The organism is Terrimonas sp. (assembly GCF_003075435.1).
Taxonomy (GTDB): domain Bacteria; phylum Bacteroidota; class Bacteroidia; order Chitinophagales; family Chitinophagaceae; genus Agriterribacter.
The window spans coordinates 1-14,434 of the sequence record NZ_QCZJ01000004.1; the positions used below are offsets into that span (position 1 = coordinate 1).

Consider the following 14,434-nt stretch of genomic DNA (forward strand, 5'->3'; position numbering starts at 1 on the left):
TCCACAATATGTGCGTTAGTTGTGCAACAGCCACGTCTCGCTTGTGCCGTTTATACAATCAAGCCCTTTTGCCATAAAAATCTCTTGCGCTGCTGTAGTAAATAATTTCTAAAAGTAATTGAAACTTGAATTTATCGGCACAAGCGGGACGCTTGCGACTGCTACCGGAGTATTTTTAACAGGCTTTATTTCATGAGTGAATATGCTGGCGCTATATGGTGAAGTTGTATACCCGCCCTGTCATATCTCCGCGGCTGCAGCTAAAATGCACATAAGTCCTTACACCGTTGAAGATTACAGGGAGACCTTATTTAAAAAGTTTGGGCTGAAAAACAAGACAGAGCTGATATTATTTGCACTAAAGCATAAGCTCGTTGAACAGGGCATAAGCAATCAGCCGTTGGCAATGAGCAGGTGAATAGTGAATGGGCAATGGTGAACAGGCAATAGTGTGGGGAGATGAGAGAAACCTGAGGAACCTGGAATCTGCAACTGCAATGTTATTTGCTGATCAGTTTCATAAACTTCGTACTCGCGGTATCTGCTATACTTCCGTCTGGTTGTTTATAGATAAAATACGCGCTCATATCATTTCTTTTTTCTACAAATTCCATTGCTTTTGTAAGCCCCATTGCTAATAATACATTGTCATAAGCATCCGCAGTCATAGCGTCATTGGCAAAAACAGTTACGCTGATCAATTCATTTTGCACAGGAAAACCTGTTTCTGGATTTATAGTATGGCTGAATTTTTTCCCGTTGCTTTCGTGGAATTTTCTATAGCTGCCTGATGTAGTAATAGCACCATCTTCAAGCGTAACAATTTTTTGCAAAATGGAAGGCGTTGTTTCATCATAATCACCCGGTGCCTCAATACCTATTTTCATCTTTTCATTTTCCGGAAGCTTTCTTCCCTTAACACGTATTTCACCGCCAATTTCTACGAGATAATTATGAATATTATTTTTTTCAAAAAAACCGGCAATCACATCTACACTGTAGCCCTGGGCTATGCCGTTTACATCAATGGTTAAACAAGGCTTTTTTTTAGAGAGATAATTTTTACGGAGCGTTATTTTATCTGTGCCGGTGCATTTAAGCAGCAATTTTATTTTTGCTGAATCCGGGTACTGGTGCACATCTTTTGTGCCGAAACCCCATGCCTGCACTAACGGCATTACAGTAATATCAAATAACCCACCAGATGATTGCCAGACTTCAATTGATTTTCTAATAACAGCAGCAAAATGATCATCTATGGTAATTCCCTTTTTTGCCCGGTTAAAGGTGCTGATCAGGGAATATTTTTTATAAATAGAAAGCGAGCTGTCTAATTTATTAAGTATACTGTCCACCTGTTTTTTGGTTGCGATACTATCTTCCGCGTAATAAGTAATATGCCAGGTGGTGCCTTGTGCAAAGCCGGCAAGCTGAATTTTTTGAATATTATTTTTGGCGGAAAACGATGTCAGCAAAATGCATAACATCAAAACAGGATAAGATGCTGAACTTGTAAATCTCTTCATTACTGGTGAAAGCTTTCCCCGATAAATTTAAGCGCGTCAGTTATGCCGGTGCGCCAGTATTCCCAGGTATGTCCCCCGTCCCGAACGCGATATTCATGTTTAACCAATTTCTTTTTTAACGCTATATGCAACAGGGAATTTCCGTTAAACAAAAAATCATCATCGCCGCAGTCAATCCAGTAACGCACTTTATTAAGGTCGGCGCCGTTTTTTTTATCAATAATGCTTAAAACAGAATTATCGTACCAGGCTTTATTCAACCGGTCTTTTCCTTTAAGGTTTTTTCCGAATAAAGGAGCAAAGATGATACTCCATTGCGATTCAGGCATCATTGTCATTTCTTCATCACCAAAAATACCTGCACTTAAAGGTGCAGCTGCAGCAAACAGTTCAGGATATTTTAACGCATATATCATAGTGCCGTATCCGCCCATTGATAAACCTGCAATGCCCCTGTATCTCTTTTCACTTTTAATCCGGTATTGTTGCTCTATCCCCGGAATAAATTCTTTCACAAAAAAATCTTCATACTTTTCTTTACCATCATATGAATTGATATACCAGCTTGAATCGCCATTAGGCATTACAATGATCATGGGCGGAATAGTACCGTCAAGTATCGCTTTATCAGCATAGCGGTTTATTTCGCCAAACTGCAGCCAGCCTGTATTGTCATCCGTATATCCGTGCAGCAGGTAAACTACAGGATAGGCTCTTTGGGAATAATCATAATCCGGAGGGAAATAAATAGTATACTTTACACTTCTACCCAAAATTTTACTGCCGATAGTATTTTCCTCAATAACCTTTCCTGTTTGCTGGGCAAATACACTGCACGTTAAGAAGAATGCAGCATATATTAAGGCAATCTTTTTCATCTATTGTATTTAAAATGCATTTTTACAAATACTACGGCTATACTTTACCGTTATTTCGGTTCAAAAGTGTAGCTGAGCACGCGGTCTTCATAGTTATTCAGCGTATATACTGTTAATGTACCATTACGCCTTATATAAGTATACCGGTTTCTTTGCTGGTTGGTTTCTTTTTTATTTGCCGGTCTGAACCATGCATCCAGTTGCCCGCGATGGGTATTGTAGGTTTCTATTTTTCTCACCTTGCTTTCTTTAATACTCCTGTTCATGTTGTCAGGATTGCCCGAAACCGGCTCAAATACTGCCGGGCGAAACAGGAAACTGCTTACGGTCTGGCTACTGTCAATATTAACAGTAAGTGTATCACCTAAATATCCGTACACGTATCTGTCTCCCCTGTCGCTGATGCTGTTTTTTGCAGGCTGCCCGAAAATTTTTATTACATCAGAAAGTGTGGTAACACCTTTTTCCAGCTTCCGCACATCACCTTCCGGTATAGGATGATAAATAGCAAAAGGAGTATTAGCAGGATTGTATTTTTTGCTGCACGAAAAGAGCGCAATTACTACAATAAGAAATAACAGATATTTTGCCATAGTAAATGTTTTGATAGCTGAGTCAATAATGCAGTGGGTTATAATACATGGTGTTAACGTGAAACGACAAACGATAAACGTGAGATGCGCGAATGTTCTCCATTCCTTATCCTACGGTCTATCGTTTCACGTTTCACTAATATTATGTATATGATGCGCACTCTTTCATATCCTTTTCAGTATAAGCTACACCATATTGTTTCAATACGTCATCAGGAACGCCATTCCACTGATTAGGCTGGTTGCCGGCATACCCTATATCTTTTATTCCAATTTCAGTAGTATAAAAGCCGGTACACACCAGGTCTCTCATTGTATTGAAAAAAGAAACCCCCTGCGACATGGAAGGCTTTGCTTTCCTGGGATACGCGATGTCGTCCACTATCTGTATTCTTTGAACGTTATCACAATCTTTGAAATTTTTTTGAAAGCGTATCTGGCTTTCCCTGTCAAGCCATCTTAAACCACCACGCACCGGTACCTGGTAATGCGGCATATCTTTTACAATAAACTCAATAAAGTCGGGAACCTTTGCTTCCGTAGCGTTGCCACTTACGTCGTCTTTGGGTATAATAATATCAGAAAGAATGGCGATAGTAGCCATTTCATGTTCTGTAAAAAATGTTGAAGATATTACATTTTTATAGTGTTCAATTTCCTCCGGTTGTCTTGCAGGTCCCGCGGCAGCATCAGCAGAGCCGGCCGCAGGAGCAGTTGAGTTGTCTGCCGGCTTTTTATCAGAAAGTTTACAGGCATCTAATAAAACGGAAGATGACAAAGAACCTACACCTATTATCTTTAAATATTTTCTTCTATCCATTGTTAAATATTTTTAAAATGAACAATGTTGTTTTGTTTGAGATGAGATCAGAGATTTTGTTTTTTCATTTCATCAATAATATACTCTGAAGCACGCATGGATAATGCAAGAATTGTCCATGTAATATTTTTATCAGCCTGCGATGTAAACGCTGCGCCATCAACCACAAATAAATTCTTGCACTCGTGTGCCTGGTTCCATTTGTTCAGTGCTGATGTTTTAGGATCACTGCCCATTCTTGCCGTACCGCCTTCATGAATGATCTTCCCGGGGCTTTCCAAACCATAATCATTTTCCGGGCCCACATTTCCTCCCCATGTAATAACAGCGCCCATATTGTGCATGATCTCTTTAAAGGTTTCAATCATGTGCTTTGCCTGTTTTCTTTCATAGTCGCTCCATTTTACATTAAAGCGCAAAACAGGTATACCATACCTGTCAACTACATTAGGATCAATTTCACAGCGGTTTTCAAAGCGGGGCACTGCCTCTCCGCGTCCAGCCATCCCTACACCCGCACCATAAAAGAAGCGTTGATCTTCTTTAAGCGAAGCGCCGTAACCACCGGCTTCTTTCTTTTTACCATTCACAGCGTAGTCGCCATTCTGGCTCTGTATACCCATGCCGAAACCATAAGCCGGCATTCCCATACCGCCCCAATATTCTATATGATAACCTCTCGGGAAATCCAGTTTTTTATTATCACCCCACCAGGGTGAGTATACGTGCATGCCGCCTACGCCGTCCTCATTATATCTTTTTCTTCCGAAAAGTTTGGGCAGGTAGCCGCCAAGCGCGGACCCTGTTGAATCGTGCAGGTAGCGGCCAACCACATCGCTCGAATTAGAAATTCCGTTGGGATGAGCTTTTGATTTTGAGTTGAGCATCAGCCTTGAAGATTCGCAGGCGCTGGCAGCAAGAATTACCACTCTTGCGTCAACCTGGTATTCATTCATATCTTCCTTGCTTACATAAGAAACACCTGTTGCTTTCCCGTTTTCATCTGTAAGCACTTCACGCGCCATTGCATTGGCAACAACATCAATATTGCCTGTAGCCAGCGCAGGATTTACCAATACTGAGCCAGAAGTGAAATCCGCATAAAACTGGCAGGATCTTCCGCACTGTCCACAAAAAACACAATTACCCCTGTCTTTATTATCGGGCAGTGGTTTGGTAAGCATTGAAAGGCGGCCTGGTATAACACGCACATTCGCTTTTGTTGCAGCATCTCTTATAAAAAGCTCATGCAATCTTGGTTTGGGAGGAGGTAGAAAAAAACCATCAGGATCATTTTCCAACCCTTCGTTGGTGCCAAATACACCAATCAATTTATCTACCCTGTCGTAAAAAGGTTTAATATCATCATAGCTGATCGGCCAGTCTTCTCCAAGACCATCAATGCTTTTTCTTTTAAAATCTTTTGGCCCAAAACGGAGCGAGATGCGCCCCCAGTGGTTGGTACGGCCACCCATCATGCGTGCACGAAACCAATCCCATTGTGTGCCGGAAGCTTTAGTGTATGGTTCGCCGTCAATTTCCCAGCCACCATAGCAGGCATCAAAATCACCAAATGGGCGAAAATTGGTGCTGGCACCTCTGCGCGGAGATTCATAAGGCCATTTGAATTGCGTAACATCTTTTTTGGGGTCAAACAAAACACCTGCTTCAAGCAAGCAAACCTTTACGCCTGCTTTTGCTAAAATATAGGCGGCCATACCGCCACCCGCACCGGATCCAACAATCACTACATCATACTTTTTGGCGCTTTTTTTAATCTGGAAATCTCCCATGTCGAAATTGAATTAAACGTTCTTTAAAAGTGTGCCTAAATGTAGTACATTATCAGATAATCAAAACCAATCCTGCCGAAATTTTACCTGAGATCAGAAATAATGATAGTATATATTTGAAAAAATATAACTGATGGCAATAATTATTGGTGTTGATATTGGCACTACTAATATTAAGCTTGTTGCAGGAGATGATAAAGGGAAGATTTTATTAAACCAGAGTTGCGCCTGCCCGGTCATGCAGCTATCTGATAAAAAAATTGAACAGGATCCTGAACTTGTTTTACAATCTGTTAACAAGTTGCTCCAAAAAGCATTTGCTGTACTACCTGTTTCAGATATTAAGGGAGTTTGTTTCAGCTCGGCTATGCACAGCATTATTGCGGTTGATGTAAACGGTGTGCCGCTGACAAATGCCATTTTATGGGGAGATACCCGGAGTGAGCAACAGGCAACAGCAATAAAAGAAAAGATTGATGAAAAAGCATTTTACCAGGAAGTGGCAGTGCCCGTTCATCCCTCCTTACCTTTATGTAAAATACTTTGGCTGAAACAGGAAATGCCTGAGGTATTTAACCAAACTGCAAAATTCATTTCAATTAAAGAATATCTTTTTTTTAAATGGTTTGGTAAATATATCATTGATCATTCCATTGCCGCGGCAACAGGTATGCAGCATGTTCATAACCTGCAATGGAGCAAAACAGCATTGGGTATTGCTGGTATAACCAGCGATAAGCTTTCTGAGATAGTACCGGTTACACATACGGAAACTGCTTTGGGTAAAGAATATATTAAGCAGTTTGGCTTGCACAAAAGCATTCCCTTTATTATCGGCTCAAGCGATGGTTGCCTTGCCAATATAGGCAGCGGTGTTTTTGAAGAAAATGAAGCGACACTTACTATTGGCACCAGCGGAGCGGTTCGTATTACGTTGTCCCAACCTGTATTAAGCGAAAAGCCGGCGCTATTCTGTTACCCGGTATTGAAAAATTTGTACGTAAAAGGAGGCGCTGTAAATAATGGTGGAAATGTTTTGCAATGGTATGCACAAAATTTTACAGATGGCAATTATGAAACTTTGGTAGAAAAAGCTGCTGCTATACATGCAGGCGCGGATGGACTGGTTTTTCTGCCTTACCTGCAGGGAGAACGTGCGCCGGTATGGAATGCATCGGCACGGGGCGTTTTTTTTGGAATAAACAGTCTTCATAATAAAACACATTTTGTGCGTGCAGTGATTGAAGGAATAGGTTTTGGATTGTATGATGTGTTTTGCGAAATCGCAAAAAACAATAAGCATATCAGCACAATTTATGTGAGCGGTGGTTTTACAAAGTCAGCTTTCTGGGTGCAGATGGTCGCGGATATTTTTAATAAAAAAGTTATTGTATCAGATATTGCTGATGCATCTGCGACAGGCGCTGTTCAACTGGGAATGTATGCAGCGGGATTGATAAAAGAAGTATCGCAGAATAAAACAGCTGCAGGAGGTCAAATATTTGAGCCTGTAAGGGAGCAGCATGATATTTATAATGAAAGGTTTGAAAAATTCTGTGCGCTGTATGAAACATTGAAGCATCACTTTGCAACACGATAATGTACAGAACATGCGGATGTTATGGATTAACGCGTATAAATTCTGTGAATTTCCGTCTTATCTGATTCATTAGTGTGATCTGCCTCGTTTTGACTGCCACGAATTTCCACGTTCCCTGTGTAGAATGATTCAGGACTACAACCATTAAGGAGTTAAGAGATATTAAGACCAATTATCCGGTATCCTTAATCTTCTTAATTTCTTAATGGTTATACAAAATGCACATGTGGAATTTGATTTGTGTAAGAGGATGAAAAATATTACTGAATTCATGGCATTAATCAAAGTATCTTTAAAGATAAATCAATGGTATGCCAACTACTGATAAACGTATTGATGCGTATATTGCCAAAGCGCAGCCATTTGCGCAACCAATTCTGCAACATATAAGAACTGTGGTGTACAAAGCATGTCCTGATGTTGAAGAAACCATTAAATGGGGATTTCCGCATTTTGAATATAAGGGCGCTATATTATGCAGTATGGCTGCATTTAAACAGCATTGCGCATTCGGCTTCTGGAAAGCTTCTATCATGAAAGACCCGGAGAAAATCCTTCATATCGGAGAAAAAGCATCAATGGGGCATTTTAATAAGATTACTTCTCCTGAAGACCTTCCTTCGGACAAGATATTTACAGCTTATATAAAGCAAGCGGCAAAACTAAATGAAGACAGCGTGCAACTCCCGTCTAAAACCAAAACAAAGTTGGCAGCACCTCTAGAGGTTCCCGATGATGTGCAAAAAGCTTTACAGAAGCATAAAAAAGCACTGGAAGCTTTTAATGCATTTGCCCCGAGCCACCGCAAAGAATACCTGCAATGGATAACCGAAGCAAAAACAGCGCCCACAAGGAATAAACGTATTGAAACAATGATTGAGTGGTTGAAAGAAGGGAAATCAAGAAACTGGAAGTATGAGCGGTAAAAAGGAAATAGTTAATAGTGAATTCCAGTTATTTTCAATATCTGCAACTTCCTCTCAATCTCAAATTGAGAATTTCAAATTTTAAATTTCCACATGAACCACATCACTAAAAGAAGTATAGATTCTCTTGGTTATAATTTTATAGCACCTGAATATCTTCCTGAGGGTAAAGATGAATATCACTTGCGCAATATTCAAAACAGGAGTGGTATTGATTACCGCGAACTTACCGCATGGGAGATTGAAGTGCTGGTGCGCAACAGGAATACCTCTGACAACTGGAATAAAATATTAGTGTCAGACGCTTTCGATCCTGAACTGGTAAAGAACTGCAAATTTTTTGGATTGGTAAGAATAGGGAAGCTGGAAGCCTGCTTTCTTGAATATCATAATCTCCGTATGCCGGTAGGTTTATACAACAGCACCATCATCAGTTGCGATTTTGGTGATAATGTGGTTGTGGATAATGTTAACTATCTCTCACATTATATTATCGGGAGCGAAGTTATACTTGTTAATATCAGCGAATTGGCAACAACAAGCGCTGCCAAGTTTGGCAATGGTATTATTAAAGACGGTGAATCTGAGAGTATCCGTATCTGGCTGGAGATATGTAATGAAAACGGTGGAAGAAAAGTCATTCCCTTTACAAGGATGTTGCCCGGTGATGCCTGGTTGTGGTCAAAATACAGGGATGATGAAGTGATGCTTGAAAAATTCAAAGCCTTTACACAGGCAGAGTATGATGTGCAAAGAGGGTATTATGGTAAGATAGGCGACAGAACAATTATTAAGAATACCAATATTATTAAGGATGTATGGATTGGCTCAGACGCTTATATAAAAGGCGCCAATAAACTGAAAAACCTTACGGTTAATTCATCCGCTGAAGCGCCTTCGCAAATTGGAGAAGGCTGTGAAATGGTAAACGGTGTGATGGGATTAGGATGCAAATCATTTTACGGGGTAAAAGCTATCCGGTTCATTATGGCATCTCACTCGCAGTTAAAGTATGGTGCAAGGCTGATCAATTCTTATCTTGGCAATAATTCAACCATCTCTTGTTGCGAGGTACTGAATTCATTAATATTTCCCTCGCATGAACAGCACCACAACAATTCTTTTTTATGTGCAGCCACGGTAATGGGGCAAAGCAATATGGCGGCAGGAGCAACTATCGGCTCCAATCATAACTCAAGAAGCCCGGATGGTGAACTGATTGCCGGGAGGGGGTTTTGGCCGGGCTTATGTGTAAGCCTCAAGCATAATTCAAAATTTGCCTCATTCAATATACTTGCAAAAGGAGATTACCCTGCCGAGCTGAATATACCTGTTCCTTTTGCTTTAATAAGCAATGATATGGCTAATGATCAGTTGGTGGTAATGCCGGCATACTGGTTTATGTATAATTTGTATGCCATAGCAAGAAACGGGTGGAAATATAATGACAGGGATGCAAGAATTGAAAAAGAACAGCGGCTGGAATTTGATGCATTGGCTCCTGACAGTATTCATGAAATGGTGAATGCTGTTGATCTTTTATGCTTGTATACCGGTAAAGCCCATGCGAAGCAAACAGGCAATACAGGGAAGCAGGATAGCTGGTATATTAAAACAGGCAAAAAACTATTGGAAGCGAATGATCCTGTTATTGACACTTTGGAAATTTTGGGAGAAGGATTTGAAAACAGTGACAGGAAGGTAATTCTTATTAAAGTACAGCAGGCCTATACCATTTTCCTTGACCTGGTAACTTATTACACTACCGGGCAGTTGATCAATTATATACAGGTTAATAATATCAGCAGTTTCCCTTCACTAAAAAGAAGCGTGCATTTTACCAACAGGATAAAAGACTGGCTTAATGTGGGAGGGCAGCTAATTCCTGTGGCAGAAGTAATGAAATTCAGAAAGCAGGTACATACAGGAAAAATAAAGAGTTGGGACGATGTACATCAATTTTATAAGATACAGGGTGAATTGTATGATGAATATAAATTAGCGCATGCGCTGGCAAGTTGGTCGGTAATATCAGGAATATCCGGGAACAGATTTAATGCTGCCTGTTTTAAGGATTTATTGGTTGCAGCTGTTCGTACAAAAGAATGGCTGACAAAAGGCATATACGAATCCCGCGAAAAAGATTATACCAATCCCTTCAGGCTTATGGTATTTGATAATAAAGAAGAGATGGAGAAAGTATGGGGCAGGCTGGAAGATAACAGTTTTATAAACCTGCAGAAAAAGGAATTAAAAGATTTTAAGAAAACAGTGAATCGCCTTATAACTGATTTCAGGTTATAATGTTTTTTTCATTATATAATCATTCATAAAATAGCCATTGCCAATATCAATATCTTCTTCTCTGACAATGCTGAAGCCCTGTTTCTCATAAAAGCCTTTGGCTTTATTGTGGCGGTTTACATTAAGCTCAAGAGATACAGCGCCAAGCGGGATGATAATACTGATGATGTGTTCGATCATTTTTTTTCCCAATCCTGTACCCTGCATTGACGGTAACACATAAATTTTATGCAACCTGTAATGGCTGCCGGCTGATGCATCTGTATGAGAATAGGAAGCGAATCCTACCGCCTCTTCATTATGATAAGCTATAATAAAAATATGCTGTTTCTGCACCATTTGTTCATTAAGGGATGACGGGCTGTACATCATCTCCAGCATGTAATCCATTTGAACAGGTGTTAATATTGCCGAATAAGTTTGAGGCCATATTTTAAGGGAAAGCTCCCTTATCAAAGCGATATCTTCTATGCCGGCTTTTTTGAATGAGACCATGGCTGGTATTCCTTTTTTCCGCAAGTTGGGGTAATTCAAACAAATAATCAATTAAAGCAGGCGAATAATAAACAGCTGTTTTGATTTAGATATTGAGCAGCTAATTTTAGCATACAATCAATATATGATTGAAAACATTACACCCTTTTAGTTTTTAACCCTTTGATTTTTTCTAACTACAAACCAGAATGATATGAAGTCTTTACTGCTGAGTTTCACATTAAGCTTTTGTCTGCTGTTGGCAGCCGCCCAAATCAACGAAGTGCTCAATAATAAGTCTGTTGTTGACCTTACCACTGCGGGAATGAGTAAAAAAATTATTATCAGCAAAATAGAAAGCTCTTCCTGTAAATTCACTACGGATACAAAGTCGCTGATAGCGCTAAAAAAAGCGGGAGTGGAGGAAGATGTTATCAATGCCATGGTAGAAAAGATGTCTGCAAAGCGTGCAGCAACCAGCACGGCTGCGCAAGCTGTTCCTGCAGCTGCCAGCACCTCAACCGCCACCAAATCTACGGAGAGTAAAGATGCGGAATCCTATACCACATCAGCTTCTTCATCAAAAGCTATAGCGCTGATGAAGCAGGAGGGAAGCGGTATATATTATTACCAGGCTTCGGAAGGCAAAATATACGAGCTGGAAGCTACTGTGTTTTCGCAGGCCAAAAACAACAATTGGGCAACCGCATTAAGCTATGGATTTGCAAAATCAAGTAAAGTAATGTCTGTTAGCGGATCAGAAGCCAATGTGCAGTTTAAAAATGCCAGCCCGGTATTTTATTTTTATTTTGATCCGGAAAATAAAAGCTTAAATGCCCAGGCGCCAACCTGGTTTGCAAGTGTAAGCAGCCCGAATGAGTTTTTGCTGATCAAATTTGAAAACAAAAAAGTGAAGAATTCAAGAGCTGTTACCACTGCATCTGCCAACGCTTATGAACAGGCGCAGGGGATAGATGATAAGTTTAAAGCGTCTTTTAAATTTAAAAGACTGGAAAAAGGCATTTATGAAATATATTTTGAAAAGCCCCTGGAAGCCGGGGAGTATGGTTTTATGTATGCAGGAGCAACGGCAACGAATGGGGGATCAAGCCCGCGCGTTTATGATTTTGGCATAAAATAAGCTATAATGTATTTTTGCAACCGGATTATTTAATTGAATAAAATTATAGTTATGAAAAAAGTATTCATGTATGCATCGGTAGTAGTTATTGCTTCGTTTGGTTTATCAAATGCAAGCGCCCAGGATGGTGGAAATTATAAAAGCGCAATAGGTCTTCGCGCAGGCGGGGGGTATTATGATATTATAGCTGCTTCTTACAAAACTTTTCTTACAGAGCCGGGAGCGCTTGAGCTTAATCTTGGATTCAGACCTTACACTTATCATTATGTTTCTTCCTACAATTGGTTCAACCTCTCATTCTCCGCATCGTATCAGCATCATTTTCCAATTGGCTCTATTGAGGGTTTTCGCTGGTTTGTTGGTGGAGGTTTAACAGCATTTAATACTTTCTCTAACTATGATGACTACAAGGGGTTTGGACTAGGCGTATTTCCAACAGGTGGTGTTGATTATAAATTCAGCAATATACCTTTAAATTTATCTGCTGATATCAGGCCTACGATTGCATTAATAAAACCATACGATTATTATAATGGATTTTATGCAGGTAACGTAGGTATTTCTGCCCGCTATACTTTCAGATAATAACACAAGCATAATATTCCGTTAAAGGAGGACTAACATTTAGTCCTCCTTTTTTCATTTCATAATTTCTGCTATTTTTTTTGTAAGATTTAACATTGGCTGTTTTTTGAAATTGGAATAATCTTGATCATTGAAATCTGGTTGACTTTGTGACGGACAAAACCCTTTAACAAAAACTGCTTAATCTCTATGCCGGAGTGTATATTTCAAAGCGATTCCGCTTGCTGGAAAGAACTAAAACAAGGTAATCCCGAGGCGCTGGGATACCTGTACGACACGTACATTGACCGCCTCTTTCACACTGCTTTTAAAATGACGGATAACCGGGAGCTGGCAAAGGACGCTTTACAGGAAGTGTTCATTGAGATCTGGCATTACCGCAACAGCATAGGTGAGGTAAATCATTCCCACAGCTATCTTGCCAAGGTTTTAAAAAGCATTATCCTTAAAAAGGTGAAAACAAAAATGGTGATCAACACTTTGTCTGATAACGAGCATGGTACTGATCATGATGATAATATAGAGCAGTCTATTATTATGGCCGACCTTGCAACAGAGCAAAAAAACCGTTTATACAAAGCATTATCACAACTCACCAACAGGCAGAAGCAGGTAGTTAAACTCCGTTTTTTTGAAGGACTGACTTATGAACAGATAGCTGTTAAATTATGTATGAATTATCAATCAGTAAATAATCTTGCTTTTCGGGCTATGCTTAACCTGAGAAAGCAAATGCAGCCGGTTGTGCCGGTAATAGCGATACTATTGCTGCTGGTTTAAGTATTTTTCCCCTGGAATTTCTAATAAAACAAACCCGCCAACTAATCCCGGCGGGTTTTATTTTTTTTTAATATTTCAGATTGAGGTAATAGTGTACATAAGAATTGATAAAGCCATCATAATTTTTGCTATCCTTTTTGTAATAATTAACATTTGTTAGCAATGCCATTTTGAATAAAATTGAGGTTTAATTTATACAGGCGATTGCTACCAGTGAACGGTTTGGGAAAAGGGGTGTTTTTGAGTATTGTGGTATTGATACTGTTGCCGGCAATTCAATCGTATTTGTTTCATAAGTTATTGTTTTATGAAATCTGCCAATGCTGAACACCTGAACCTATAATTAATGTTTTTTTGAAAAATTTTAATATTTAACCAAAACTCAACCGTTTGCTCATGAAAAGAAAATTGTACACATTTACAGCAATACTGCTTTTTTTTCCAACATTGTTTTTTTCGTCTTGTAAAAAAGATGAAGCACCTAAAGCAGACCTTGCCGCCATCAAAAAAGAATGGGTAACCGGCAGTTGGAAACAGAAAGACATTCAACTGGGCGTATCCACAAATGTTAATGTTCCCGGCGTAGGAAAAATACCGCTGAAAGAAGGTATGAGTATGCTGGATGATCCTACCATTAATGCACTTTTAACTGGAGCGGTGGGAGCTAATCCATTTGTGTATACCCGCAACAATATATATGATTTCAATAGTGATGGAAGTTATGAGGTTGATGGGGTTGTTGATTTTGGTGGCGGAACCCGTTTGCTGGCCGGCGGATATGGAACCTGGGATTCGGAAGTGTACGGTTCTGTCTTGGCCTTATTCCCTGAAAAGGATCAGCGGGATCCGCATTGGATCAATAATATCACAGCATCTCAGTTAAACCTTGCCATATCTGTTTCTCTTCCGGGTTTAGGTGATGTTCCCATGAAACTATTACTTGAAAAGCAATAGTCAGGACTGTAATTCTTACTTGAAAACAAATTCTTTCCATTAAACTAATCAATTGTTATG

The 14,434-nt window shown here is 39.7% G+C and carries 14 protein-coding genes; 8 read left to right on the forward strand and 6 right to left on the reverse strand.

What is annotated here, in order from left to right; genetic code table 11:
* Positions 1–265: 265 nt before the first annotated feature.
* The gene (locus tag DC498_RS26745; RefSeq protein ID WP_370443896.1) at positions 266–418 is read left to right on the forward strand and encodes a LuxR C-terminal-related transcriptional regulator; all 153 of its coding nucleotides are present in this window, start codon (positions 266–268) and stop codon (positions 416–418) included.
* Positions 419–500: 82 nt separating this feature from the next.
* On the opposite strand, the gene DC498_RS06065 is transcribed toward DC498_RS26745, so the two are convergent.
* The 5 genes from DC498_RS06065 to DC498_RS06085 all read right to left on the reverse strand — a co-directional run bounded on the left by DC498_RS06065 (position 501) and on the right by DC498_RS06085 (position 5,610).
* Positions 501–1,526, reverse strand: a complete 1,026-nt coding sequence (locus DC498_RS06065) for an FAD:protein FMN transferase (RefSeq protein WP_116873257.1) — start codon at positions 1,524–1,526, stop codon at positions 501–503.
* Positions 1,526–2,404: an alpha/beta hydrolase gene (locus tag DC498_RS06070; RefSeq protein ID WP_116873258.1), complete on the reverse strand. Its 879-nt coding sequence runs from the start codon at positions 2,402–2,404 to the stop codon at positions 1,526–1,528. The genes DC498_RS06065 and DC498_RS06070 overlap by 1 nt, the downstream gene beginning before the upstream one ends.
* A 50-nt stretch (positions 2,405–2,454) precedes the next feature.
* On the reverse strand, positions 2,455–2,997 hold the full coding sequence (locus DC498_RS06075; protein ID WP_116873259.1) for a hypothetical protein: 543 nt from the start codon (positions 2,995–2,997) through the stop codon (positions 2,455–2,457).
* A 142-nt stretch (positions 2,998–3,139) separates the two neighbouring features.
* Positions 3,140–3,817: a gluconate 2-dehydrogenase subunit 3 family protein gene (locus tag DC498_RS06080; RefSeq protein WP_116873260.1), complete on the reverse strand. Its 678-nt coding sequence runs from the start codon at positions 3,815–3,817 to the stop codon at positions 3,140–3,142.
* Between the two features lie 47 nt (positions 3,818–3,864).
* Positions 3,865–5,610 (reverse strand): GMC oxidoreductase, encoded by a 1,746-nt coding sequence (locus DC498_RS06085; protein WP_116873261.1) that lies wholly within the window; start codon positions 5,608–5,610, stop codon positions 3,865–3,867.
* A 133-nt stretch (positions 5,611–5,743) separates the two neighbouring features.
* Between DC498_RS06085 and DC498_RS06090 the strand changes: the two genes are divergently transcribed.
* The 3 genes from DC498_RS06090 to DC498_RS06100 all read left to right on the forward strand — a co-directional run bounded on the left by DC498_RS06090 (position 5,744) and on the right by DC498_RS06100 (position 10,440).
* Positions 5,744–7,210 (forward strand): gluconokinase, encoded by a 1,467-nt coding sequence (locus tag DC498_RS06090; protein WP_116873262.1) that lies wholly within the window; start codon positions 5,744–5,746, stop codon positions 7,208–7,210.
* Between the two features lie 311 nt (positions 7,211–7,521).
* Positions 7,522–8,136, forward strand: a complete 615-nt coding sequence (locus DC498_RS06095) for a YdeI/OmpD-associated family protein (protein ID WP_116873263.1) — start codon at positions 7,522–7,524, stop codon at positions 8,134–8,136.
* 93 nt (positions 8,137–8,229) lie between these two features.
* Positions 8,230–10,440, forward strand: coding sequence for a DUF4954 family protein (locus tag DC498_RS06100; RefSeq protein ID WP_116873264.1), 2,211 nt, complete (start codon positions 8,230–8,232; stop codon positions 10,438–10,440).
* Here DC498_RS06100 and DC498_RS06105 read toward each other — a convergent pair.
* Positions 10,435–10,935 carry a GNAT family N-acetyltransferase gene (locus DC498_RS06105; RefSeq protein ID WP_116873265.1) on the reverse strand — a complete coding sequence of 167 codons (501 nt, stop codon included), beginning with the start codon at positions 10,933–10,935 and terminating at the stop codon, positions 10,435–10,437. The two genes, DC498_RS06100 and DC498_RS06105, sit on opposite strands and share 6 nt — an antisense overlap.
* 193 nt (positions 10,936–11,128) lie before the next feature.
* On the opposite strand from DC498_RS06105, the gene DC498_RS06110 reads away from it, so the two are divergent.
* The 4 genes from DC498_RS06110 to DC498_RS06125 all read left to right on the forward strand — a co-directional run bounded on the left by DC498_RS06110 (position 11,129) and on the right by DC498_RS06125 (position 14,374).
* On the forward strand, positions 11,129–12,055 hold the full coding sequence (locus tag DC498_RS06110) for a hypothetical protein (RefSeq protein ID WP_116873266.1): 927 nt from the start codon (positions 11,129–11,131) through the stop codon (positions 12,053–12,055).
* 51 nt (positions 12,056–12,106) lie between these two features.
* Positions 12,107–12,640 (forward strand): hypothetical protein, encoded by a 534-nt coding sequence (locus DC498_RS06115; protein WP_116873267.1) that lies wholly within the window; start codon positions 12,107–12,109, stop codon positions 12,638–12,640.
* A 189-nt stretch (positions 12,641–12,829) separates the two neighbouring features.
* Positions 12,830–13,420 (forward strand): RNA polymerase sigma factor, encoded by a 591-nt coding sequence (locus tag DC498_RS06120; RefSeq protein WP_116873268.1) that lies wholly within the window; start codon positions 12,830–12,832, stop codon positions 13,418–13,420.
* Positions 13,421–13,816: 396 nt separating this feature from the next.
* The gene (locus tag DC498_RS06125; RefSeq protein WP_116873269.1) at positions 13,817–14,374 is read left to right on the forward strand and encodes a hypothetical protein; all 558 of its coding nucleotides are present in this window, start codon (positions 13,817–13,819) and stop codon (positions 14,372–14,374) included.
* Positions 14,375–14,434: the final 60 nt, after the last annotated feature.

Coding starts and splice junctions, on each gene's coding strand:
- DC498_RS26745 (WP_370443896.1), top strand. CDS start 266: ATGCACATAAGTCCTTACACCGTTGAAGATTACAGGGAGACCTTATTT.
- DC498_RS06065 (WP_116873257.1), bottom strand. CDS start 1,526: ATGAAGAGATTTACAAGTTCAGCATCTTATCCTGTTTTGATGTTATGC.
- DC498_RS06070 (WP_116873258.1), bottom strand. CDS start 2,404: ATGAAAAAGATTGCCTTAATATATGCTGCATTCTTCTTAACGTGCAGT.
- DC498_RS06075 (WP_116873259.1), bottom strand. CDS start 2,997: ATGGCAAAATATCTGTTATTTCTTATTGTAGTAATTGCGCTCTTTTCG.
- DC498_RS06080 (WP_116873260.1), bottom strand. CDS start 3,817: ATGGATAGAAGAAAATATTTAAAGATAATAGGTGTAGGTTCTTTGTCA.
- DC498_RS06085 (WP_116873261.1), bottom strand. CDS start 5,610: ATGGGAGATTTCCAGATTAAAAAAAGCGCCAAAAAGTATGATGTAGTG.
- DC498_RS06090 (WP_116873262.1), top strand. CDS start 5,744: ATGGCAATAATTATTGGTGTTGATATTGGCACTACTAATATTAAGCTT.
- DC498_RS06095 (WP_116873263.1), top strand. CDS start 7,522: ATGCCAACTACTGATAAACGTATTGATGCGTATATTGCCAAAGCGCAG.
- DC498_RS06100 (WP_116873264.1), top strand. CDS start 8,230: ATGAACCACATCACTAAAAGAAGTATAGATTCTCTTGGTTATAATTTT.
- DC498_RS06105 (WP_116873265.1), bottom strand. CDS start 10,935: ATGGTCTCATTCAAAAAAGCCGGCATAGAAGATATCGCTTTGATAAGG.
- DC498_RS06110 (WP_116873266.1), top strand. CDS start 11,129: ATGAAGTCTTTACTGCTGAGTTTCACATTAAGCTTTTGTCTGCTGTTG.
- DC498_RS06115 (WP_116873267.1), top strand. CDS start 12,107: ATGAAAAAAGTATTCATGTATGCATCGGTAGTAGTTATTGCTTCGTTT.
- DC498_RS06120 (WP_116873268.1), top strand. CDS start 12,830: ATGCCGGAGTGTATATTTCAAAGCGATTCCGCTTGCTGGAAAGAACTA.
- DC498_RS06125 (WP_116873269.1), top strand. CDS start 13,817: ATGAAAAGAAAATTGTACACATTTACAGCAATACTGCTTTTTTTTCCA.